This window comes from Streptomyces sp. NPDC030222 (assembly GCF_055573115.1).
On record NZ_JBVICA010000010.1, the window covers coordinates 12,552 to 33,504 of the forward strand.

Sequence of the window (20,953 nt, forward strand, 5' to 3'; positions counted from 1 at the left end):
CGCGCCGGCCCTCGGACCGACCCCCGGCACCGTGCGCCGGAAGGGCACGCCGTCCCGCACGGCTGCCGTCATCACGCCCCGCCCGATGGCCGCCCTCCACGGTCGACCGGCGCCGGAAGCACATCTCCAGGTACCGCCTGAGGGCTTCGGACGGCGGGCGGGAACCGGCCGTGATCATGGGGCGTTGACCGGTCCGGGGCGACGTCGGTTCGCTCCGGAGGGGCGGGGTGTCATGGGGAGCGGGGCGTGGGGCGGCATCGGCGGGTTCCTCGGGGCGTTCGGGGCGACCCGGGCCGCGTATGAGGCGCTGCGCTGCCGGAAGCCCGGCGGACGGTCGCTCTGGGAGCGGACGAACCACGCGGGGCGGACCGTCGACCTGTGCGCCGGGCCTGCGACGGCGCTGGGCGCGCTGACCGGGGCGCTGACCGGGGCGCGCAGCGGTGCCGGTGCCGGTGCCGCGCCCGGCGCGGTCGCGGTGCTCGCCGGCGCGGTCTGCGGGGCGTACGACGACGCCGTGGGCCGCGGCGACCCGAGGCGTGGGTTCCGTGCGCACATCGGAGCGCTCCGGCACGGCGAGGTGACCAGCGGCGCGGTGAAGCTGATGGGTGTGGGCGCCGCGGGGCTGGTCGCCGGGGCGCTCCTCAAGGAGCGGCCGGTCGACAAGCTCCTCGCCGGGGTCGTCGTCGCGGGCACCGCGCACCTGGTCAACCTGCTGGACGTCCGTCCGGGCGCCGCTGCCGGTGCCGTGGTCGTGCTGGGTGTGCCGGGGCTTCGGACGGCCGGTCCGCTCGCGGGCGCCCCCATGGGGGCCGCGGCGGCGGTCCTCTGCGACGACGTCGCCGAGCGCACCATGCTGGGCGACACCGGTGCCCATGCGCTGGGAGCGGCCCTCGGCACGGCGATCGCCGCCGCGAACCAACGGGCCGGCCTGGTCCTGCATGCCGCGGGGCTCGTGGCGGCGGCGGTGTACGGGGAGCGGGTGAGCGGCGCGGTGCGGGCACTGGGACGTGGCTGAGGCGCCCCTCGGGCGGTCCCACCCGGTCTCCGGCGCCCGTGCCCGGCAGGCCAAGCACTCCCCACACGATCTTCACTCGTGTGGGTGACGCGGAGGGTGGTGCTCCAAGGGCGGACACGACAGGAGACGCCGGGCGGCACCGGAACGGTCGTGCGGACTGGCATCCTTGGCGCAGCAAACCGCCGACTGGGGAGCCTCGGGAGCCTGTTCACGTGTCACAGCTGCGTACGGTCCAAGTGCTGGGCGGCGGCAGCGCGGGAAGCAGCGCGCATGTCAGATCGCTGGCGTCGGGGCTGGTCGCCAGGGGCGTGGGCGTGACGGTGTGCGCCCCCGCCGAGCTGGAACGCGCCCATGACTTCACCGGAACCGGGGCGATGTTCGCGACCGTGCCGAGGAGAGGTGATCCGGCGACGCTCGCGGTGCTGCGGGCTGCGTGCGCCGGGGCGGACCTGGTGCACGCGCACGGTCTGCACGCGGCCATGCGTACCGCGCTCGCGATCGGCGTGGCGTCCGTACCGCTCGTCGTCACCTGGCACACCCGCTCGTACGCCGAGGGCGCCCGAGGGCAGCTCGTACGGCTGATGGAGCGGCGTGTCGCCCGCGCGTCGTCGGTACTGCTCGGCACCTCGTCCGATCTGGTCGACCGGGCGCGTCGCCGGGGCGCCCGGGACGCCCGGCTGGCCCCGGTCGCGTTCCCCTCCCCGCGCTCCGCGGCCAGGGCCCGGGAGAGCAAGATCAGGGCGGAACTGGGTGCCGTCGAGCGTCCCTTGCTCGTCGCGGTTGGACAACTGGCCCCGCACCACGGCCACCACACCCTCCTCGACGCCGCCCATCGCTGGCAGAGCCTCGATCCGGCGCCGTTCGTCGTCGTCGCGGGGGAGGGGCGCGAACGGGCCGTGCTGCAACGCCGTATCGACGCGGAGGGGCTGCCGGTCCGGCTGCTCGGCCGCTGGGACGACATCACCGAACTGCTGGCCGCGGCCGATGTCGCGCTCCTGGCCGGCCGGTGGGAGGGCCGGTCCCGCTTCGCGCAGGAAGCCCTCCGGCTGGGAGTGCCGCTGGTCGCGACGGCCGTCGGCGGAACCCCCGAACTGGTCGGCGACGCCGCCGCGCTCGTCCCCTACGCCGACTCGGTGGCGCTCGCCCGAACCGTGACGGACCTGCTCGCCGCGCCGGACCTGCGGCGCCGCCTCGCCGACGCGGGCCGCGCCCAGGCCGCGACCTGGCCCACCGAGGACGACACGGTCGCCCAGATGCTCTCCGTCTACGACGAGCTGACGGGCGGCTGACGCTACCGCGGAGACTGCCGGGCTCCGAGACCCTTCTGGACGGCCCTTTCGACCGGTGAGGGCGCCGCCCCGGAAAGGTCGAGCGGCCCGGTCGGAGGGAGCGGCGGCTGTGCCATGAAGCGGGGAACCCGCCCACGGTGGCGCTGGGCCGCGTGCACCAGGAACGGATGGCACAGGAACACGTCACCGGCCTCCCCGGTCGCCAACGCCTCGGTGCGGCCCTCGCTCACGGGAACGACGTCCCGGCACAGCGCGAACCACTCCCGCCCGTCCTCCCCGGCGTCCTCCAGGAAGCGCGGCACGTCGAGGTGCGAACCGATCCGGATCCGTGTGGGCGCGTCCTGCGGACCCACGTCCGAGAACAGGAACAGCATCAGGAGTGCCCGCCCCCGCGAGCGCAGGTCCACCCGGAACTCCCCGCCATCGCCGGTATGGCCGGCCTCCACGTGCCATCCGTCGTCGCCGGGATCACGATCGCCGGGGAACCGCACGGGGAACGCCCCCAGCCCCCCGAGGGGCTGCCAGCACCCGTAGAAGGCTTTCCGTGGGCGTGGGCGTGGGCGTGGGCGTGGGCGTGGGCGTGCGGACTGGCCGGACTCCCATGCCGGACTCCGTCAGGGCGTGTGGCGACGCGCCCGCAGCGCCAGGCTGAGCGCCAGCACGGTCTGCGGATCGTCCAGGTCCGTGCCGAGCAGCTCGGAGATCCGGGCAAGGCGGTTGTACAGCGTCTGCCGGTTCAGATGGAGCTCGCGTGCCGTCTCCGCCTTGCGGCCGGTGTGGGCCAGATAGGTCTCCAGCGTGGGCAGCAGCGGCGGCTTGGACGTGCGGTCGTGCTCGCGCAGCGGGCCGATCGCCCGTTCCACGAACGCCGCCAGGTCCGGATGGTCCCGGAGCCGCCACAGCAGCAGGTCGATGTCCAGGCGGCGCGCGTCGTACCACGGCCGGTCCGAGAGTCCCTGCGCCGCAGTTGCCGTCTCCGCCGCGTGGCGCAGGCCCGCCGAGGCCGCCGTCCAGCCACCCGCCACGCCGACGACCACGACCGGCGGGTGCGCCCCCGCCGCGTCCAGGCCGGCCCGGACCACACCGGCCCGCAGCGCCGCCGCCACCCGGTCGGCGACCGCGGTGCGCTCCGACTCCGACCGCAGCCCCAGCAGCAGCGGGACCCGGCCCTCGACGGGACGCACGCCCAGGAGTGCCGGAACGCCGACCGACGCGAGTTCCTCCATCACGGCCCGGGCCAGCACCGCCCAGCTGCCGGAGGGCCCCAGCTCGGGGGCGAGCCGCATGACCACCGGCAGCAGCGGGCCGCCGCCGGGCTTGAAACCGAGCACCTTCGCCTGCGCCGGGGCGTCCTCGGCGGTGATCCGGCCCTCGGCGAGATCCGTCAGGAAGTCGCCGCGGCCGCGTGCGGCCAGTTCCTCCTCCTGGCGGGCCTGCATCAGCACCACCGCGAGGATGCCCGCCGCCCGTTCCGCGGCCATGCCGTGCACCGGCAGCACGGGAGACGACACGGGGAGCAGCACCAGTCGGGCGCGGACCGAACCGGTGCCCTGGCCGCCGCCCGGAACGTCCACCACGACGGTGCCGGCAGGCGGCGCCTCACGAGCCTCGCGCTGCCCCCGGAGTCCCTCCCACACCTGGAGCGGGTCCGCGGCGGCCTCGGTGCCCTCGGTGTCCGCCGCGTACAGCAGCCGGCCGTCGGCGGTCTCCAGGAACACGGGATTGCCGGCGAAGTCGGCGAGGATACGCAGCACCTGCGGTACCCCGCCGCCGGCGAGGAGCGCCTCGGTGCACCGTCGGTACACCTCCTCGACGCGGCGCAGCGTCGCGTAGTGCCCGTTGACGATCTCGGTGTGGATCTCCTCCGTCACCGTCACGAACGGCACCTCGCGGTGGAGCTGCACCAGCGGCAGCCCGGCCGCGCGGGCGGCGTCGACGAGGGGCGCGGGCAGCCTGCCGAACCTCGGCCCCAGCTCGACCACCAGGGCCGCGATGCCGCGTTCCGCGAGGGTGTGCACGAAGGCGCGCTGCTCCCCTGGGCGGGTGCCCAGGCCCATGCCGGTGGTCAGCAGCAGTTCGCCGCCCTTGAGCAGGGAGGCGATGTTGGGCACCTCGCCCGCGTGCACCCACCGGACCGTACGGCTCAGCCGGTCCGCGCCGGCGACGACTTCCGGCAGCCCGCTGCGCAGCCCCGGCAGTTCCAGCGCCCGCCGCACGGTGATCCCGCCCTGAGTGTCCATTCTCCGGACGCTACCCGGGACCGCGCCCTACGTACGAGTCACCGCCGGCCGCCGCCGGTGACGCGGCCTGCCGGGGCCGACCGGACCGCCCCCGCCCCGCCCGCCCGGGCGCCCGTCACCGTGCCGTGTGGCGGGTCACCCGCCGTACGCGCCGCTCGCCGTCAGCCGCAGGGCGGTGTCGATCAGCGGGACGTGGCTGAACGCCTGCGGGAAGTTGCCGACCTGCCGCTGGTGTCCGGCGTCCCACTCCTCCGCCAGCAGCCCGAGGTCGTTGCGCAGGCTGAGCAGCTTCTCGAAGAGCCGTCGGGCCTCGTCGACCCGGCCGATCATCGCCAGGTCGTCGGCGAGCCAGAACGAGCAGGCCAGGAACGCGCCCTCGTCGCCTTCCAGACCGTCGACACCGGCCTCCTCGCCCGTCGTCGGGTAACGCAGCACGAAACCGTCCGCGGTGGACAGTTCGCGCTGGATCGCCTCGATGGTGCCGATGACCCGCTTGTCGTCCGGCGGCAGGAAGCCCACCTGGGGGATCAGCAGCAGCGCGGCGTCCAGCTCCTTCGAGCCATAGGACTGCGTGAAGGTGTTGCGCTCCTCGTCGTAGCCCTTCTCGCAGACGTCGCGGTGGATCTCGTCGCGCAGCTCCCGCCATTGCTCCAGCGGCCCGTCCGCGTCGCCGGACTCGATGAGCTTGATCGTGCGGTCGACCGCGACCCACGCCATGACCTTGGAGTGCACGAAGTGCCTGCGGGGGCCGCGCACCTCCCAGATGCCCTCGTCCGGCTGGTCCCAGTGGTCCTCCAGGTACTGGATCAGCTTGAGCTGGAGCAGGGAGGCGTAGTCGCTGCGGGCCAGGCCGGTCATGTGCGCCAGGTGCAGGGCCTCGGTGACCTCGCCGTAGACGTCGAGCTGGAGCTGGTGGGCGGCGCCGTTGCCGACCCGGACCGGGGCGGAGTTCTCGTATCCCGGCAGCCAGTCCAGTTCCGCCTCGCCCAGTTCCCGTTCGCCGGCGATGCCGTACATGATCTGCAGGTTCTCGGGGTCCCCGGCGACGGCGCGGAGCAGCCACTCGCGCCAGGCGCGGGCTTCCTCGCGGTAGCCGGTGCGCAGCAGCGAGGAGAGGGTGATCGCTGCGTCCCGCAGCCAGGTGTAGCGGTAGTCCCAGTTCCGGACGCCGCCGATCTCCTCCGGCAGGGACGTGGTGGGGGCGGCGACGATGCCGCCGGTCGGGGCGTAGGTGAGGGCCTTCAGGGTGATCAGCGAACGGATCACCGCCTCGCGGTAGGGGCCGTGGTAGGTGCAGTGGGCGACCCAGTCGCGCCAGAACTCCTCCGTGGCCTCCAGGGACGCCTCGGGCTCGGGCAGGCCGGGCGGCTCGCGGTGCGAGGGCTGCCAGCTGAGCGTGAACGTGAACCGGTCGCCGGGCGCCACCGTGAACTCGGAGTACGTCGTCAGATCGTGGCCGTGGGTCGGCACCTCGGTGTCCAGCCACACCGAGTCCGGTCCGGCGACCGCGACGGTGCGCCCGTCGATCTTGTGGACCCAGGGCACCACCCGCCCGTAGCTGAACCGCATGCGCAGCGCGGACCGCATCGGGACGCGGCCGCTGACGCCCTCGACGATGCGGATCAGCTGCGGCGCACCGTCACGCGGCGGCATGAAGTCGGTGATCCTCACCGTGCCACGGGGGGTGTCCCACTCGGACTCGAGGATCAGGGAGTCGCCGCGGTAGCGCCGGCGGTCGGCGGCGGGCGGTTCCGCGTGGCTGGGGTACGTGGGGCCGAGCCGCCAGAATCCGTGCTCCTCGGTGCCGAGCAGCCCTGCGAAGATCGCGTGGGAGTCGAACCGGGGCAGGCACAGCCAGTCCACCGAGCCGTCCCGGCAGACCAGGGCTGCTGTCTGCATGTCTCCGATGAGTGCGTAGTCCTCGATGCGCCCGGCCACGTGCAATCTCCAGTCGAACGGCCACGTACACGCCTCAGGGGGCGCGTGCGCGGTCAGGGGATTTCTTGACGAGCTCTTGTTTCCGGGAGGGGGCGGTGCTGTGCCGTCGCCGGCGGGCTCGCAGCGTGTGTCCGAGCAGGATACGACGCACCCCTTTGTTCTGTGTGGTGCTCCTGGCAACAATGGTGCGTCGAACGGGTGGGCGCCAGGCGGGCGGCCCGGGGGACCGCCGGGTGCGCGGCTGACCGCCCGCCGGTGCGCGGAGCACGGGCTCCTCCGGTCCGGGCCGGGGCGGCAGCCCGGATGGGAGCAGTCCGGTTCGGGCGCTGATACCCTGGTAGCCCGTGGACCGGTGGGCACGACAACCCCCGAACCGCAGCGACGCCGCCCCCAGAAATCCCACTGCCGGGCCGCACGCCGTACGCACGACCGCCTCGCGACCACGGGAGCCCCCTCTTGGCCATGCCGCCCAAATCCACGACGACCAAGCACATCTTCGTCACCGGGGGTGTCGCCTCCTCCCTCGGCAAGGGTCTCACCGCGTCGAGCCTGGGTGCGCTCCTCAAGGCACGGGGCCTGCGGGTCACCATGCAGAAGCTCGACCCGTACCTGAACGTGGACCCGGGCACCATGAACCCGTTCCAGCACGGCGAGGTGTTCGTCACCAACGACGGCGCCGAGACCGACCTGGACATCGGCCACTACGAGCGTTTCCTCGACGTCGACCTGGACGGCTCGGCGAACGTCACCACCGGCCAGGTGTACTCCACGGTGATCGCCAAGGAGCGCCGCGGCGAGTACCTGGGTGACACCGTGCAGGTCATCCCGCACATCACCAACGAGATCAAGAACCGCATCCGCCGGATGGCCACCGACGACGTCGACGTCGTCATCACCGAGGTCGGCGGCACGGTCGGCGACATCGAGTCGCTCCCGTTCCTGGAGACCGTCCGTCAGGTCCGCCACGAGGTCGGCCGGGACAACGTCTTCGTCGTGCACATCTCGCTCCTGCCCTACATCGGCCCGTCCGGCGAGCTGAAGACCAAGCCGACCCAGCACTCCGTCGCCGCCCTGCGCAACATCGGTATCCAGCCCGACGCGATCGTGCTGCGCGCCGACCGGGACGTGCCGACCTCCATCAAGCGCAAGATCTCGCTGATGTGCGACGTCGACGAGGCCGCCGTGGTCGCCGCGATCGACGCCAAGTCGATCTACGACATCCCGAAGGTGCTGCACACCGAGGGCCTCGACGCGTACGTGGTGCGCAAGCTGGACCTGCCGTTCCGCGACGTCGACTGGACCACCTGGGACGACCTGCTGGACCGCGTCCACAACCCGGACCACGAGGTCACCGTCGCGCTCGTCGGCAAGTACATCGACCTGCCGGACGCGTATCTGTCGGTCACCGAGGCCCTGCGCGCCGGAGGCTTCGCCAACAAGGCGCGGGTCAAGGTCAAGTGGGTCACCTCCGACGACTGCAAGACCGCGGCCGGTGCCGAGAAGCAGCTCGGTGACGTCGACGCAATCTGCATCCCCGGCGGCTTCGGCGACCGCGGTGTCAGCGGCAAGGTCGGCGCGATCCAGTACGCCCGCGAGCAGAAGATCCCGCTGCTCGGCCTGTGCCTGGGCCTGCAGTGCATCGTGATCGAGGCGGCCCGGAACCTCGCCGGCATCCCGGAGGCCAACTCCACCGAGTTCGAGCCGGCCACCGCCCACCCGGTGATCTCCACCATGGAGGAGCAGCTGGCGTACGTCGAGGGCGCCGGCGACCTGGGCGGCACCATGCGTCTGGGCCTCTACCCGGCCAAGCTCGCCGAGGGCTCGATCGTGCGCGAGGTCTACGACGACCAGCCGTACGTCGAGGAGCGCCACCGCCACCGCTACGAGGTGAACAACGCCTACCGCGCGGAGCTGGAGAAGAAGGCCGGCATCGTCTTCTCCGGCACCAGCCCGGACAACAAGCTCGTCGAGTACGTCGAGTACCCGCGTGAGGTGCACCCCTACCTGGTCGCCACCCAGGCGCACCCGGAGCTGAAGTCCCGCCCCACCCGCCCGCACCCCCTGTTCGCGGGTCTGGTGAAGGCGGCCGTGCAGCGGCAGAACGCCCAGGGCTGATCCCAGGCGATACGGTGACCGGGGCACGGTTCCTGCGGACCATGCCCCGGTCACGGGGGTTTCGGGGGCGATCCCCGGGAGAGACACGGGAAGGACGCTTCATGACCATCAAGGACACGCCCGAGGAATGGCCGGTCGCGGCGAGCGAGGTGCCGTTCCGCGGGGCCAAGACGAGCGTCCGCACCGACGACGTGGTCATGCCCGACGGCTCGGTGGCCCGGCGCGACTACCAGGTCCACCCCGGTTCCGTCGCCGTCGTCGCCCTCGACGACGAAGGCCGCGTCCTCGTCGTGCGCCAGTACCGCCACCCGGTCCGCCGGCGGCTGTGGGAGATCCCGGCCGGACTGCTGGACGTCCCGGGTGAGAACCCGCTGACCGCCGCCCAGCGCGAGCTGTACGAGGAGGCGCACGTCAAGGCCGCCGACTGGCGGGTGCTGACGGACGTGTACACCACCCCCGGCGGCTGCGACGAGGCCGTTCGGATCTTCCTCGCCCGGGAGCTGTCCGAGGCGGAGGGCGAGCGATTCGAGGTCTCCGACGAGGAGGCCGACATGGAGCTGGCCCGGGTCCCGCTCGGCGAGCTGGTCCGGGGCGCACTAGCCGGCGAGCTGCACAACAACTGCCTCGTGGTGGGTGTGTTGTCGCTGACCGCCGCGCTCGCGGGCGACGGCGTGGACGCGCTGCGCCCGGCCGAGGCACCCTGGCCGGCCCGCCCGTTCACGGCCTGACGGGGTCCGGGGCGCGCTCCGGCGCCAGGAACCGGGCCTGGTCCGCGACCCGTCGGCGCCGCGAAGACGAAATACGTCCAGTCCGGCGCCCCCGGTGCGCGGCCGGCAGCAGTCCGCCGACGGCGTGGCCGACACCGGCGTGGCGCCTCCTGCCCGACGGCGCCCACCGCTCACGTCGTCCCTTGCTCGCGCGTCCGCTCCCGGCGTTTCTCCGTTCCCGGCACCGTCGTTCCGGCGACTGCGCGCCGTACGGGTCATGGGTGCCTCGGGCTCCGGCCGCCCGTACGGTCCTGAAGGCCGCTCGCGCCCTTCGACCGAATGGCTCCGGCGGTCGGACGAACTGCTGATCCGATCGGGCGATCCGGCCGCCGTGCTCAGCGCCGACCGTCTCCCACGGTGAACTACGCTCGGATCGCCCGCACGGAGTCCCGGCGGGCGGCACGTGGCGAGGTGGGACGGAGCGTGGCCCGTGACGGAGCAGGCGGTGGGCCGGAAACCGCAGAGCGATCGTGAATTCATCGGTCGTGAACGCGAGTTGAAGGAACTCCGCGCCGACATCGAGCGCGCCGGTCTCAACACCATCTCTGGCCGCAAGGCGCCCCGGGCCAGGGTGCTCCTCGTCGCGGGACGCCCCGGCTCCGGACGCACCGCTCTCGCCGCCGAGCTCGCCCGCAGGCTCGCCCCCTCCTACCCGGACGGTGTGCTGCGCGCCCGGCTCACCGGACCCGACGGCACCGAGATCCCCGCCGAACGCACGGCCCGGGACCTGCTCGACGCCCTCGGGGTCCCCGCCCCGCCGGGCGCCGCCGAGGACGAGCTGACCCAGCTGGTCCGCGAGACCCTGGCCGGCCGTCGGGTCGTGCTGCTCCTCGACGACGCCGGCGATGCCGAGCAGGTCGACCCGCTGCTGCCGGACAACCCGGACAGCCTGGTCGTCGCCACCGCGCCCGGTCCGCTCACCGGCATCCCCGACGTGCGGCCCTGCGTCCTCGGCGGACTCGACCCCAAGTCGGCCGTGGAACTGCTCCAGCGGCACACCGGATCGGTACGGATCACCGTCGACCCCCGGTCCGCCGAGTCGCTCACCGAGGAGTGCGGTGGCCAGCCCGCCGCACTCGTGCTGGTGGGCGGCTGGCTCGCGGCCCATCCCAAGGCCGCGGTCGCCGACGTCGTCAAGCGGCTGCGTGCCATGGCCGACGACGGACCGTCCGCCGGCGTCCGCCCGGTGGGCCGCGCCTTCCGCCTGGTCTACGACACGCTCTCGCAGCCGACCGCCCGGATACTGCGACTGCTGTCCCTCGCCCCCGGCGGTGTCGCCGACGCGCAGACCGCCTCCGCACTGGCCGGCTGCTCGGTCTCCGCGGCCCGGACCGCCCTCGACGACTTCGTGGCGTTCGGACTGCTGCGGACCACCGGTGACCAGCCGGAGCAGTACGAGGTGCCCGGCTGCCTGATGCCGCTGCTCACCGCGCTGGCCGAGACGCACGACCGGCCCGCCGAGCTGCAGCTGGCCCGTGCCCGGATGCTGGAGCGGACCGTGCGGCTGCTGCAGTCCTGCAGGGCGATCACCGACCCGGACGGCTCCCCGGCCCGCAGGAAGCTGGCCGGTCTGCCGCGTGCCCTGCGTTTCGAGACCCCGGAGGCGGCGGCCGACTGGCTGCGGTCCCGGCAGCCGGCGCTGCTCGCCGCCGCCCGTGCAGCCGTGGACGACGGTGAGCTCGACACGCTGGCCAGGCGGCTGGTGGCCGCGCTGGTAAGGGCCCTCGCCGCGCACCGCGGCCCCGAGGCCGCGGCCCCGGAGATGTATGCGCTGCACCAGCTGGTCCTCGATGTCGCGGAGCGGCGGGGGCTGCACCGCGAGCAGGCGGCGGCCCTGCTGAACCTGGCGGATCTGGACGCGCGGACCGGTCGCACCGAGGATGCTCTGGCCCGCTACCGGGCCGCGCTGGACGCGGGACGGGCCGCTCATGACCCGTACGCTACGGGCCGCGCGATGGAATCCGTCGCCGGGACGTACCAGGAACTGGGGGACCTCCAGCGGGCCGCCGACTGGTACGGCAGGGCCCTCGCCCAGCGGCTGGCGCGCGACGAGCGCGAGGATGCCGCCCGGCTCTACGGACGACTGGGGGCCGTGCTCACCTACGCGGGCCGCTACGGCGAGGCGCTGCGGAACTGGCGTGCGGCGGTCGCCGGCTACCGCAGGCTCGGCGATCCGGCCGCGCAGGCAAGGGCGTTGAGCGAGGTGGCCCGGGTCCAGGAGTACGCGGGGCGGCCCCAGGAATCGCTCGGAACCTGCCAGGACGCGCTGCACTGGGCGAGGCGTGCCAAGGACCGGCGGCTGCAGGCTGCGCTGCAGCTCAGGGTGGCCGACACGCTGGACCGGCTCGGGGATCCCGCGGCTGCGCGACTGCATCGCAGCGCGGCCGAAAGACTACTGGGAAGCACTGCTTCAGCCTGCGAAATCCGTAGTGACCTCAGAGAAGATTAGTGCTTTGCAAGGCTAGACAGCGAGAAATCCTTCATTAGACTGGCTCTGCCGGCGTTACCCCGGCCTTCTCCCGGTGTGTCCCCCCGCATCCGGGTATGTATGGATTGACCCCCAGTTATCCCCCTGAGCCAAGGACCGTGATCGACGATGAAGGTCGGCATCCCCCGCGAGGTCAAGAACAACGAGTTCCGGGTGGCGATCACCCCCGCCGGCGTGCATGAGCTCGTCCGCAACGGCCACCAGGTCTTCATCGAGCAGAACGCCGGTGTCGGCTCCTCGATCACGGACGACGAGTTCGTCGCCGCGGGTGCGCGGATCCTGCCCACCGCCGACGAGGTCTGGGCGACCGCCGACCTGCTGCTGAAGGTCAAGGAACCCATCGCCGAGGAGTACCACCGCCTCCGCAAGGACCAGACGCTCTTCACCTACCTGCACCTCGCGGCCTCCCGCGAGTGCACGGACGCCCTGCTGGAGTCCGGCACCACCGCGATCGCGTACGAGACCGTCGAGACCGCGAACCGCGCGCTGCCGCTGCTCGCCCCGATGTCCGAGGTCGCGGGCCGGCTGGCCCCGCAGGTCGGCGCGTACCACCTGATGCGTTCGGCCGGCGGCCGCGGCGTGCTCCCCGGTGGCGTCCCCGGCACCCACTCCGGCAAGGCCGTCGTCATCGGCGGCGGCGTCTCCGGCTGGAGCGCCACCCAGATCGCCGTCGGCATGGGCTTCCACGTGACCCTGCTCGACCGGGACATCAACAAGCTCCGCGAGGCCGACAAGATCTTCGGCACCAAGGTGCAGACGATCGTCTCCAACGCCTACGAGCTGGAGAAGGCCGTCGTCGAGGCCGACCTCGTCATCGGCGCCGTCCTCATCCCGGGCGCCAAGGCCCCGAAGCTGGTCACCAACGAGCTCGTCGCCAAGATGAAGCCCGGAAGTGTCCTTGTCGACATCGCGATCGACCAGGGCGGCTGCTTCGAGGACTCCCGTCCCACCACCCACGCCGAGCCGACCTTCAAGGTCCACGACTCGATCTTCTACTGCGTCGCCAACATGCCCGGCGCGGTGCCCAACACCTCCACCTATGCCCTGACCAACGCCACGCTGCCCTACATCGTGTCGCTGGCCAACAACGGCTGGGTCGAGGCGCTGCGCCGTGACCCCGCGCTGGCCCGGGGTCTCAACACCCACGACGGCAAGGTGGTTTACCGCGAGGTCGCCGAGGCGCACGACCTCGAGTACGTCGAGCTCAGCACGCTTCTCGGCTGACCTGTCACGCGGACACGTCAACCGACGTAGCCAACGTCACGCATCCGGCCGGACCTTGTTGCGCAAGGTCCGGCCGTTGTGTATCACGACACAGTCACAGAAGTCGCTCAACTCGCAACGAACATGACGCTTCAGCCGTTTCGCACACCGGTGAAAGGCGTGAGCGCTTCTCTGCTGCGCCCCTGTGCACCCTTGACAGGGAGGTGTTCGGATGCCGACACATCGGGCCGGGTCCAGTGGATTGTGTTGCTGCGGAGCGGTGACACGCCATAGAGTCGCCAACCGTCGGCATGCTGCCACGCTGACCTATCGATAAGTTTCCTGGTCACATCCAAGGAGGTAAGACGACTTGTGAATGAGTCGACATTTACTCCCGGGGGTGGTCAACCAGGATTCCCCTCCCTCCGTGCCGAGGGCGCGGGCGAGGTGCCCCCTGCGCGGGGCCAGAGCTCTTCGGGGCTCCAGGCTGTCGGCTCCGTCGCGGTCCACACCTTCGCAGCCCACCAGAACACGACAGCCCAGCAGATGATGGACGGCCAACACGTGAACGCCATGGCCGGCGACCAGAGTGGCCGAGAGACCGCCCACTTCGCCGACTTCGACGAGGTGCCCGAGGGGCACTTCTACGACCCCGACGCCGAGTACGAGCCCGATCCGGAGTACGCGGCGACGCTCGCCCCCGATGCCGCGCGGCAGCGCCGCGAGCGGATCGGCCCGACCGGACGGCCGCTGCCGTACTTCCCGATCCCGGGGCCCCTGACCGACCACGGCCCCGCGAAGATCATCGCGATGTGCAACCAGAAGGGCGGCGTCGGCAAGACCACGTCGACCATCAACCTGGGTGCCGCGCTCGCGGAGTACGGGCGACGTGTCCTGCTCGTCGACTTCGACCCGCAGGGAGCCCTGTCGGTCGGCCTCGGCGTGAACCCGATGGAACTCGACCTCACCGTCTACAACCTGCTCATGGAGCGGGGCATGTCCGCGGACGAGGTGCTGCTCAAGACGGCCGTGCCCAACATGGACCTGCTGCCGAGCAACATCGACCTGTCCGCCGCGGAAGTGCAGTTGGTCAGCGAGGTCGCGCGCGAGTCCACGCTGCAGCGTGCGTTGAAGCCGCTGCTGCCCGACTACGACTACATCGTGATCGACTGTCAGCCCTCGCTCGGCCTGCTCACGGTCAACGCGCTGACCGCCGCGCACAAGGTCATCGTGCCGCTGGAATGCGAGTTCTTCGCGCTGCGCGGTGTGGCCCTGCTCACCGAGACCATCGAGAAGGTCCAGGAGCGGCTCAACCCCGACCTGGAGCTCGACGGCATCCTCGCCACGATGTACGACTCCCGTACGGTGCACAGCCGCGAGGTGCTGGCCCGCGTCGTCGAGGCCTTCGACGACCACGTCTACCACACGGTCATCGGCCGCACGGTCCGCTTCCCGGAGACCACCGTCGCCGGCGAGCCCATCACCACCTACGCGTCCAACTCCGTTGGCGCCGCCGCATATCGCCAGCTCGCCAGGGAGGTGCTCGCCCGGTGTCACGCCGAGTGAGTCTGCCCGGAGCCGACGAACTATTCCGTACGACCGGGGGGATGGCGCTCCAGGCGTCCACGCCCCGCAGGCAGTCCGGCCAGACCAACGGTGAACCCCGCGTGCCCGCCCCGGCGGGCGACAGCGAGCCCGTCACGGACCCCGCGCCCGAGCATGCCGGGGCAGCGGAGCACTCCGCCGCGGAGGCGGACCCGGCGGAACCGCGCACCCGGGCGGCGGACGCCGAGCCGCCCGCGGCGCCCGCCGCGGGCAAGACCCGGCGGACACCGGCCGCCGCGGGCGGCACCGAGGCCGCGCCGCGCCGGCGCACCCGCGCGGCCGGCCGCCGCCCCAGCGGACGCGAACGGCACGACGAGAAGATCACGGTCTATGTCTCCGCGGAGGAGCTCATGGACCTGGAGCACGCCCGTCTGGTGCTGCGCGGCGAGCACGGCCTCGCCGTGGACCGCGGACGCATCGTCCGCGAGGCGGTCGCCGTGGTCCTCGCGGACCTCGAGTCCCGCGGCGACGCGAGCATCCTCGTCCGGCGCCTGAGAGGCCGGTAGGGCCTCCGGCCCCACGACCGGCCGGACGGGCGATCCGGTATCCGCCGCCGGCGGCACGAGCCCCGCGGACCCGAAGCCGACGCCGATCCGATGCCCACCGTCGGCCCCCGCCGGCCTCTGTACGCACAGCCTCGTACGGACGACGCCCCCGGCACCCTGAGCCGCCCTGCCGCTCCCGGCCCCTGCGCGACACCTCTCGTGGAAGCCCGTATCAGCACGCCGCCGACCGGAAGGACGTCCGTCGGACGGGAGCCGGGGCGAGGGCGGCCCTGACAGGGCCGCGAACGGCGTGGCGACCGGGCGGGCCCCGGCCTGCCCGACCGTGCTGTCCGACGCCCGGCGGTTTCGTGGTGGCGGCGTTTACGGGCCTCGCGGCTGGTGCGTCGGGGCGGTGGGTCCGTGGGATCCGACCGCCCGTGGGTCCGTCGGGGCGAGCCACGCTCCGCGGGGGACCCGCTCCGGCTGCCCGTGGTGTGACGCATGCCGCTCGCCGATCCGGCACTGGTGACCGGACACCCCCTAGGCTGCCGTCGGGCCTCCGTGGCCTGCCCTCGGCCGCCCCGCCCGAACCGACGCACCTGGACCGCAATGCCCACACCTCCCGACCCGCACAGGGCCCCGCGCCGCCGCCTCGGCCGCGGGCCCGGCGCCGCACCACCCGCCGTCGCACCGGCCGACGAGCCGTACGCCACGGCCCCGGAGCCCGCGCCGCCGTCGGAACCGACGCCGGAGGACGCAGCGCGGCCCGGACCCGACCAGCCCTCGGGGCGTGCCTCTGAGCCGCAAGTCGGGTCCGGCTCGGAGCCGGCGGTGGCGCCGGGAGGCGGGGCCGCGGACGCCGGGACGACACCGGCGCCGTCCGGAACTCCTCGCGATATCACCCCGACTGCGCCCACTGCTGGTCCCCACCCTCATGCCCCGGCGGAGACCGGCGTCGTACCGGTGCCGGTGCCCGGGGCCGGACGGGGCGCGGAGGCGGCCCCGGAAGACCGGGCCCCGGTGCTCCCCACCGGCCCGGCAGACGCCGCCGGAGACGGCCTCGTGGCCCCGGGGCCGGACCGGGCGGTGCAAGGCGCCTACGGGGCCGCGGTGGCGGCCGCGGCCGTGGATGCCGGCGGCCCGGCGGGCACGCGGGAGAAACGGGTCGCGGCGGCCACGCGAGAGACGCCTGTCGTGCCGCGCGCCGACCCGGCGGGCGCGCCGCTGGAACCGGAGACCGCGGACGACGTCGTCCTGGCGGGGCTGGTTGCCGCAGACGTTGACGCGGTGGCCGCGCGAGGTGAGCCCGTCGCCCCGCGCGACGCCGACCTGGCGGGCGCGCCGGAGGATCCGGTCACCCCAGGCGCCGACCCGGTGGCCACGCCGGATGGAGCGGCTACCTCGGACGCCGAACCCGCAGGCACGACGGACGAATCGGTCGCCGCCGGCGCCGACTCGCGGTTCACCGTGCGGCTGGCGAACTTCGAGGGGCCGTTCGATCTGCTGTTGCAGCTCATCGCGAAGCACAAACTGGACGTCACCGAGGTCGCGCTGTCCAAGGTGACGGACGAGTTCATGGCGCACATCCGGGCCATGGGCACCGACTGGGACCTCGACCAGACGACCGAGTTCCTGGTGGTGGCGGCCACGCTGCTGGACCTCAAGGCCGCGCGGCTGCTGCCCACCGCGGAGGTGGAGGACGAGGCCGACCTCGCCCTGCTCGAAGCGCGGGACCTGCTGTTCGCGCGGCTGCTCCAGTACCGCGCGTACAAGCAGATCGCGGCGATCTTCAGCGACCGGCTGGACGCAGAGGCGACCCGCCACCCCCGTACCGTGGGGCTGGAGCCGCACCACGCGGAGCTGCTGCCCGACGTCGTGATCAGCATCGGCCCCGAGGGCTTCGCCCGGCTCGCCGTGAAGGCCATGCAGCCGAAGCCGAAGCCCGCGGTGTACGTCGACCACATCCACGCACCGCTGGTGTCCGTGCGGGAACAGGCAGAGGTCGTCGTCGCCCGGCTGAGGGCCGTCGGCGAGGCGACGTTCCAGCAGCTCACCGAGGACGCGCCGGACACGCTGACCGTGGTGGCGCGGTTCCTGGCGCTGCTGGAGCTCTACCGGGAGAAGGCCGTCGTCCTGGACCAGGAGCAGGCTCTCGGCGAGCTGCTGGTCCGCTGGACCGGCGGCGAGGGCGGGGCCGTCCCGCAGGTGACCGACGAATTCGATCAAGTGGTGGAGGAGAAGGAATGAGCGAGGACGCCACGCCCCTCAAGCCGGCGCTGGAGGCGGTCCTCATGGTCGTCGACGAGCCGGTCACCGAGGAGCACCTCGCGAAGGTGCTGGAACGCCCGCGCAGGGAGATCGCCGACGCGCTGCGCGAACTCTCCGACGAGTACACCGTCCAGGGCCGCGGCTTCGACCTCCGGCTGATCGCCGGCGGGTGGCGCTTCTACACCCGCCCGGAGTACGCGGCCGCCGTCGAGTCCTTCGTCCTGGACGGCCAGCAGGCGCGGCTGACGCAGGCGGCGCTGGAGACCCTCGCGGTCGTCGCGTACCGGCAGCCGGTGAGCCGTTCCCGGGTCTCGGCGGTGCGCGGAGTGAACTGCGACGGCGTCATGCGGACCCTGCTCCAGCGGGGTCTGGTCGAGGAGGCGGGCACGGAACCCGAAACAGGTGCGATCCTGTACAGGACGACGAACTACTTCCTCGAGCGGATGGGCCTGCGCGGCCTGGACGAGCTCCCCGAGCTCGCGCCCTTCCTCCCCGAAGCGGACGCGATCGAGGCAGAGACGCAGGAAGGTGTGCCGTCGTTTGATCCGGACGGACCGGACACCGAAGACGACGACAAGACGACGGAACTTTGATGCGAAGCAGCGGCAGCGGCAGGAACAGCGGACGCGGGAACCACCGCGGGGCCGGCAACCAGCGTGACGAGAAGCAGGGCAGGCCCCGCAAGCCCCGTCCCGAGGAGCGCCGCTACGACGTCGGCGGCGGCACGTCCGAGACGCCCCGCAAGGGCCGCGGCAGCGCCGCCCGCGGGGGCGCCAAGGGGGGCCCCAAGCAGTCCCCGCAGCGCGGCGGCGGCCGCACGGCCCCGGCCAGCTCCCGGGAGTACCAGGCCCGTGGCGAGGAGCGCAACCGCGAGCGGTACGCGAACAAGCCGCAGATCAAGACCCCGAAGACGTTCCCCGGCGCGGAGCAGGAGGGCGAGCGGCTGCAGAAGGTCCTCGCCCGGGCCGGCATGGGCTCGCGGCGAGCCTGCGAGGAGCTCATCGACCAGGGTCGTGTCGAGGTGAACGGCCGTGTCGTCATCGAGCAGGGCGTCCGCGTGGACCCGGACAAGGACGAGATCAAGGTGGACGGCCTGACCGTCGCCACCCAGTCGTACCTGTTCTTCGCGCTGAACAAGCCCGCCGGTGTCGTCTCCACGATGGAGGACCCGGACGGCCGCCAGTGCCTCGGCGACTACGTCACCAACCGCGAGACGCGGCTCTTCCACGTCGGCCGGCTCGACACCGAGACCGAGGGCATCATCCTGCTCACCAACCACGGCGAGCTGGCCCACCGTCTCACGCACCCCAAGTACGGTGTCCAGAAGACGTATCTGGCGGCCATCACGGGCCCCCTGCCGCGTGAGGTCGGCAAGCGCCTCAAGGACGGCATCCAGCTGGAGGACGGGTACGCCCGCGCAGACCACTTCCGGGTCGTCGAGCAGACCGGCAAGAACTACCTGGTCGAGGTCGTCCTGCACGAGGGCCGCAAGCACATCGTGCGCCGGATGCTCGCCGAGGCGGGTTTCCCCGTCGACAAGCTGGTGCGGACCGCGTTCGGGCCGATCGCGCTCGGCGACCAGAAGTCCGGCTGGCTGCGCAGGCTCACCAACACCGAGGTGGGCATGCTGATGCGCGAGGTCGGCCTGTAGGCCCGTACACACCCCGACCAAGAGCCCGCGGCGCGACGCCGCGGGCTCTTTTCGTCGTGGACCGGCCGGAATCCGCTCCGGACGGCTTGTGGGACAGGCGAGTTCACCTTTATAGTCGCGATGACCATAAAGGAGCGGGAGACGCAATGAGCGGGGCACGGGCGCCGGAGGGCTACGACAAGTACGCCTTCGAGCCGTTCGCCGTCACCGTAGACCTAGCCGTCCTCACCGTCCGCGGCGGCGAACTCCACGCGCTGCTCGTCGAACGCGGCCAGGAGCCGTGCGCGGGCGCCTGGGCGCTGCCGGGCGGGTTCGTCCTGCCCCGCGAATCCGCGGAGACCGCGGCCCGGCGGGAACTCGCCGAGGAAACCGGTCTGTCCGACGCCGTCGTCGCCTCGCTCCACCTGGAGCAGCTCCGTACGTACAGCGAACCGGACCGGGACCCGAGGATGCGGGTCGTGTCCGTCGCCTACACCGCGCTCGTGCCCGGCCTGCCCGAGCCGCGCGGCGGCGGCGACGCGGCCCACGCCCAGTGGCTGCCGTACGGCTCGTGGGACCGGCTCGCCTTCGACCACGAGCGGATCCTCGACGACGCCCGCGACCGGGTCGGCGCCAAGCTGGAGTACACCTGTCTCGCCACCTCCTTCTGCCCGCCGGAATTCACGCTCGGCGAGCTGCAGCAGGTGTACGAGACCGTCTGGGGCGCCGGTCTCGACCGGCCGAACTTCCGGCGCAAGGTCCTCGCCACCCCCGGCTTCGTCGAGCCGGTGGCCGGGGCCGCGCGCCTCACCGGCGGCCGCGGCAAACCGGCCGCCCTCTACCGCGCGGGCACCGCCACCGCGCTGCACCCTCCTCTGCTGCGACCGGAAGGACGACCAACGTGAACAAGCAGGCCGCCACGGGGGCCCTGATCGGGCTGGCCCTCGGTGACGCTCTGGGCTTCCCGACCGAGTTCAACGACGTACCGGCGATCCTCGCCAAGTGCGGTCCCTGGCGCGACATGGACCTGCCCTCGCGCGCGATCGTCAGCGACGACACCCAGATGACGCTCGCCCTGGGCCGGGCCCTGCGGACCGCCATGGGGCGCGGAGTGCTCGGTCCCGACCACCTCCTCGGCCCGCTGCGCGAGGAGTTCACCTCCTGGTACCACTCGCCGGAGAACAACCGCGCCCCGGGCCGCACCTGCCTGGTCGCCTGTGAGCTCCTCGACGACGAACGGCGGGCCTGGCAGGAGGCCAGCCAGATCGGCTCCAAGGGCTGCGGCGCCAACATGCGCGTCGCACCGATAGGACTCGCCTCCGGCCTCAGCGACGAACAGCGGGCCGGTGCCGCCCAGTTGCAGTCCGCGATCACCCACGGGCACCCCACCGCCCTCGCCGCCGCCGACCTCACGGCCCGCGCTGTCCTCCTCCTCGCCCAGGGGACCGAGCCCACCGGCCTCGTCGGCCGTCTCCGCTCTTACGCCCTCGAGAACCGCACCCGTTACCACGAGCGCTGGCTCGGCGACCTCTGGAAGCACTCCCACGCCCCGTCCCCCGAGGCCTTCATCGCCCGCGGCTGGGACGAATGCCTCGCCGTCCTCGAACGCCTCGCGGCGGCCCTGAGCACCCCGTCCCCCGAGACCGACCCGTGCCTCGCCACCGGAGACGGCTGGATCGCCGAGGAAGCCCTCGCCACCGGCCTCCTCTGCTTCCTCCTCTTCCCGGAGGACCCCGTCGCCGCCATCCGCCGCGCCGCCTGCACCAAGGGCGACTCCGACTCGATCGCCTGCCTCGCCGGCGCCTTCGCCGGCGCCCATCTCGGCGCCGCGGCCTGGCCCACGGAATGGGCCGACCGCATCGAGTACCGGGGCGACCTCGTGACGCTCGGGGCGCTCTGGGACGCTTGAT

16 protein-coding genes are annotated in these 20,953 nt (G+C 72.8%); 13 read left to right on the forward strand and 3 right to left on the reverse strand.

From position 1 onward, the window contains the following. Nucleotides 1-232: 232 nt before the first annotated feature. Both ACZ4Z5_RS16310 and ACZ4Z5_RS16315 read left to right on the forward strand, forming a co-directional pair. Nucleotides 233-1,015: a hypothetical protein gene (locus tag ACZ4Z5_RS16310; RefSeq protein ID WP_468262675.1), complete on the forward strand. Its 783-nt coding sequence runs from the start codon at nt 233-235 to the stop codon at nt 1,013-1,015. A gap of 212 nt (nt 1,016-1,227) precedes the next feature. Next, on the forward strand, nt 1,228-2,304 hold the full coding sequence (locus ACZ4Z5_RS16315) for a glycosyltransferase family 4 protein (protein WP_468262677.1): 1,077 nt from the start codon (nt 1,228-1,230) through the stop codon (nt 2,302-2,304). Between the two features lie 2 nt (nt 2,305-2,306). On the opposite strand, the gene ACZ4Z5_RS16320 is transcribed toward ACZ4Z5_RS16315, so the two are convergent. From ACZ4Z5_RS16320 to ACZ4Z5_RS16330, 3 genes are all read right to left on the reverse strand, one after another. Beyond that, entirely contained in the window at nt 2,307-2,750 is a 444-nt protein-coding gene (locus tag ACZ4Z5_RS16320; RefSeq protein WP_468262680.1) for a phytanoyl-CoA dioxygenase family protein, read from the reverse strand. 168 nt (nt 2,751-2,918) lie between these two features. Next, nucleotides 2,919-4,544, reverse strand: coding sequence for a PucR family transcriptional regulator (locus ACZ4Z5_RS16325; protein ID WP_468262683.1), 1,626 nt, complete (start codon nt 4,542-4,544; stop codon nt 2,919-2,921). Between the two features lie 135 nt (nt 4,545-4,679). Next, a complete protein-coding gene (locus tag ACZ4Z5_RS16330; RefSeq protein WP_468262685.1) occupies nt 4,680-6,482 on the reverse strand; it encodes a glycoside hydrolase family 15 protein in 1,803 nt (600 codons plus the stop codon). 462 nt (nt 6,483-6,944) lie between these two features. On the opposite strand from ACZ4Z5_RS16330, the gene ACZ4Z5_RS16335 reads away from it, so the two are divergent. From ACZ4Z5_RS16335 to ACZ4Z5_RS16385, 11 genes are all read left to right on the forward strand, one after another. Further along, complete coding sequence (locus ACZ4Z5_RS16335; protein WP_468262688.1) at nt 6,945-8,597, forward strand: CTP synthase; 1,653 nt, start codon at nt 6,945-6,947, stop codon at nt 8,595-8,597. Nucleotides 8,598-8,698: 101 nt separating this feature from the next. Beyond that, nucleotides 8,699-9,325 carry an NUDIX domain-containing protein gene (locus tag ACZ4Z5_RS16340; RefSeq protein ID WP_468262690.1) on the forward strand — a complete coding sequence of 209 codons (627 nt, stop codon included), beginning with the start codon at nt 8,699-8,701 and terminating at the stop codon, nt 9,323-9,325. 469 nt (nt 9,326-9,794) lie between these two features. Continuing rightward, nucleotides 9,795-11,813, forward strand: a complete 2,019-nt coding sequence (locus tag ACZ4Z5_RS16345; protein ID WP_468262693.1) for a tetratricopeptide repeat protein — start codon at nt 9,795-9,797, stop codon at nt 11,811-11,813. A gap of 147 nt (nt 11,814-11,960) precedes the next feature. Then, nucleotides 11,961-13,076: an alanine dehydrogenase gene (gene ald / locus ACZ4Z5_RS16350; RefSeq protein WP_468262696.1), complete on the forward strand. Its 1,116-nt coding sequence runs from the start codon at nt 11,961-11,963 to the stop codon at nt 13,074-13,076. 426 nt (nt 13,077-13,502) lie between these two features. Next, nucleotides 13,503-14,621 carry a ParA family protein gene (locus ACZ4Z5_RS16355; protein ID WP_468262699.1) on the forward strand — a complete coding sequence of 373 codons (1,119 nt, stop codon included), beginning with the start codon at nt 13,503-13,505 and terminating at the stop codon, nt 14,619-14,621. Next, a complete protein-coding gene (locus tag ACZ4Z5_RS16360) occupies nt 14,618-15,166 on the forward strand; it encodes a hypothetical protein (protein ID WP_468263220.1) in 549 nt (182 codons plus the stop codon). Before ACZ4Z5_RS16355 ends, ACZ4Z5_RS16360 begins: the two co-directional genes overlap by 4 nt. 1,041 nt (nt 15,167-16,207) lie before the next feature. Further along, nucleotides 16,208-17,392 carry a segregation and condensation protein A gene (locus tag ACZ4Z5_RS16365; RefSeq protein WP_468262701.1) on the forward strand — a complete coding sequence of 395 codons (1,185 nt, stop codon included), beginning with the start codon at nt 16,208-16,210 and terminating at the stop codon, nt 17,390-17,392. Continuing rightward, nucleotides 17,389-18,006: an SMC-Scp complex subunit ScpB gene (gene scpB, locus ACZ4Z5_RS16370; RefSeq protein WP_468262704.1), complete on the forward strand. Its 618-nt coding sequence runs from the start codon at nt 17,389-17,391 to the stop codon at nt 18,004-18,006. The genes ACZ4Z5_RS16365 and scpB overlap by 4 nt, the downstream gene beginning before the upstream one ends. After that, nucleotides 18,006-19,064 (forward strand): pseudouridine synthase, encoded by a 1,059-nt coding sequence (locus tag ACZ4Z5_RS16375; protein WP_468262707.1) that lies wholly within the window; start codon nt 18,006-18,008, stop codon nt 19,062-19,064. Before scpB ends, ACZ4Z5_RS16375 begins: the two co-directional genes overlap by 1 nt. A gap of 146 nt (nt 19,065-19,210) precedes the next feature. Next, nucleotides 19,211-19,948 (forward strand): NUDIX hydrolase, encoded by a 738-nt coding sequence (locus ACZ4Z5_RS16380; protein WP_468262709.1) that lies wholly within the window; start codon nt 19,211-19,213, stop codon nt 19,946-19,948. Further along, the gene (locus ACZ4Z5_RS16385) at nt 19,945-20,952 is read left to right on the forward strand and encodes an ADP-ribosylglycohydrolase family protein (protein ID WP_468262712.1); all 1,008 of its coding nucleotides are present in this window, start codon (nt 19,945-19,947) and stop codon (nt 20,950-20,952) included. Before ACZ4Z5_RS16380 ends, ACZ4Z5_RS16385 begins: the two co-directional genes overlap by 4 nt. Nucleotide 20,953 lies beyond the last annotated feature (1 nt).

What these genes read in the sequence shown, in the direction of transcription:
- ACZ4Z5_RS16310 (WP_468262675.1), top strand. Translation starts at nt 233, where the DNA reads ATGGGGAGCGGGGCGTGGGGCGGCATCGGCGGGTTCCTCGGGGCGTTC.
- ACZ4Z5_RS16325 (WP_468262683.1), bottom strand. Translation starts at nt 4,544, where the DNA reads ATGGACACTCAGGGCGGGATCACCGTGCGGCGGGCGCTGGAACTGCCG.
- ACZ4Z5_RS16335 (WP_468262688.1), top strand. Translation starts at nt 6,945, where the DNA reads ATGCCGCCCAAATCCACGACGACCAAGCACATCTTCGTCACCGGGGGT.
- ACZ4Z5_RS16340 (WP_468262690.1), top strand. Translation starts at nt 8,699, where the DNA reads ATGACCATCAAGGACACGCCCGAGGAATGGCCGGTCGCGGCGAGCGAG.
- ald (WP_468262696.1), top strand. Translation starts at nt 11,961, where the DNA reads ATGAAGGTCGGCATCCCCCGCGAGGTCAAGAACAACGAGTTCCGGGTG.
- scpB (WP_468262704.1), top strand. Translation starts at nt 17,389, where the DNA reads ATGAGCGAGGACGCCACGCCCCTCAAGCCGGCGCTGGAGGCGGTCCTC.
- ACZ4Z5_RS16375 (WP_468262707.1), top strand. Translation starts at nt 18,006, where the DNA reads ATGCGAAGCAGCGGCAGCGGCAGGAACAGCGGACGCGGGAACCACCGC.
- ACZ4Z5_RS16380 (WP_468262709.1), top strand. Translation starts at nt 19,211, where the DNA reads ATGAGCGGGGCACGGGCGCCGGAGGGCTACGACAAGTACGCCTTCGAG.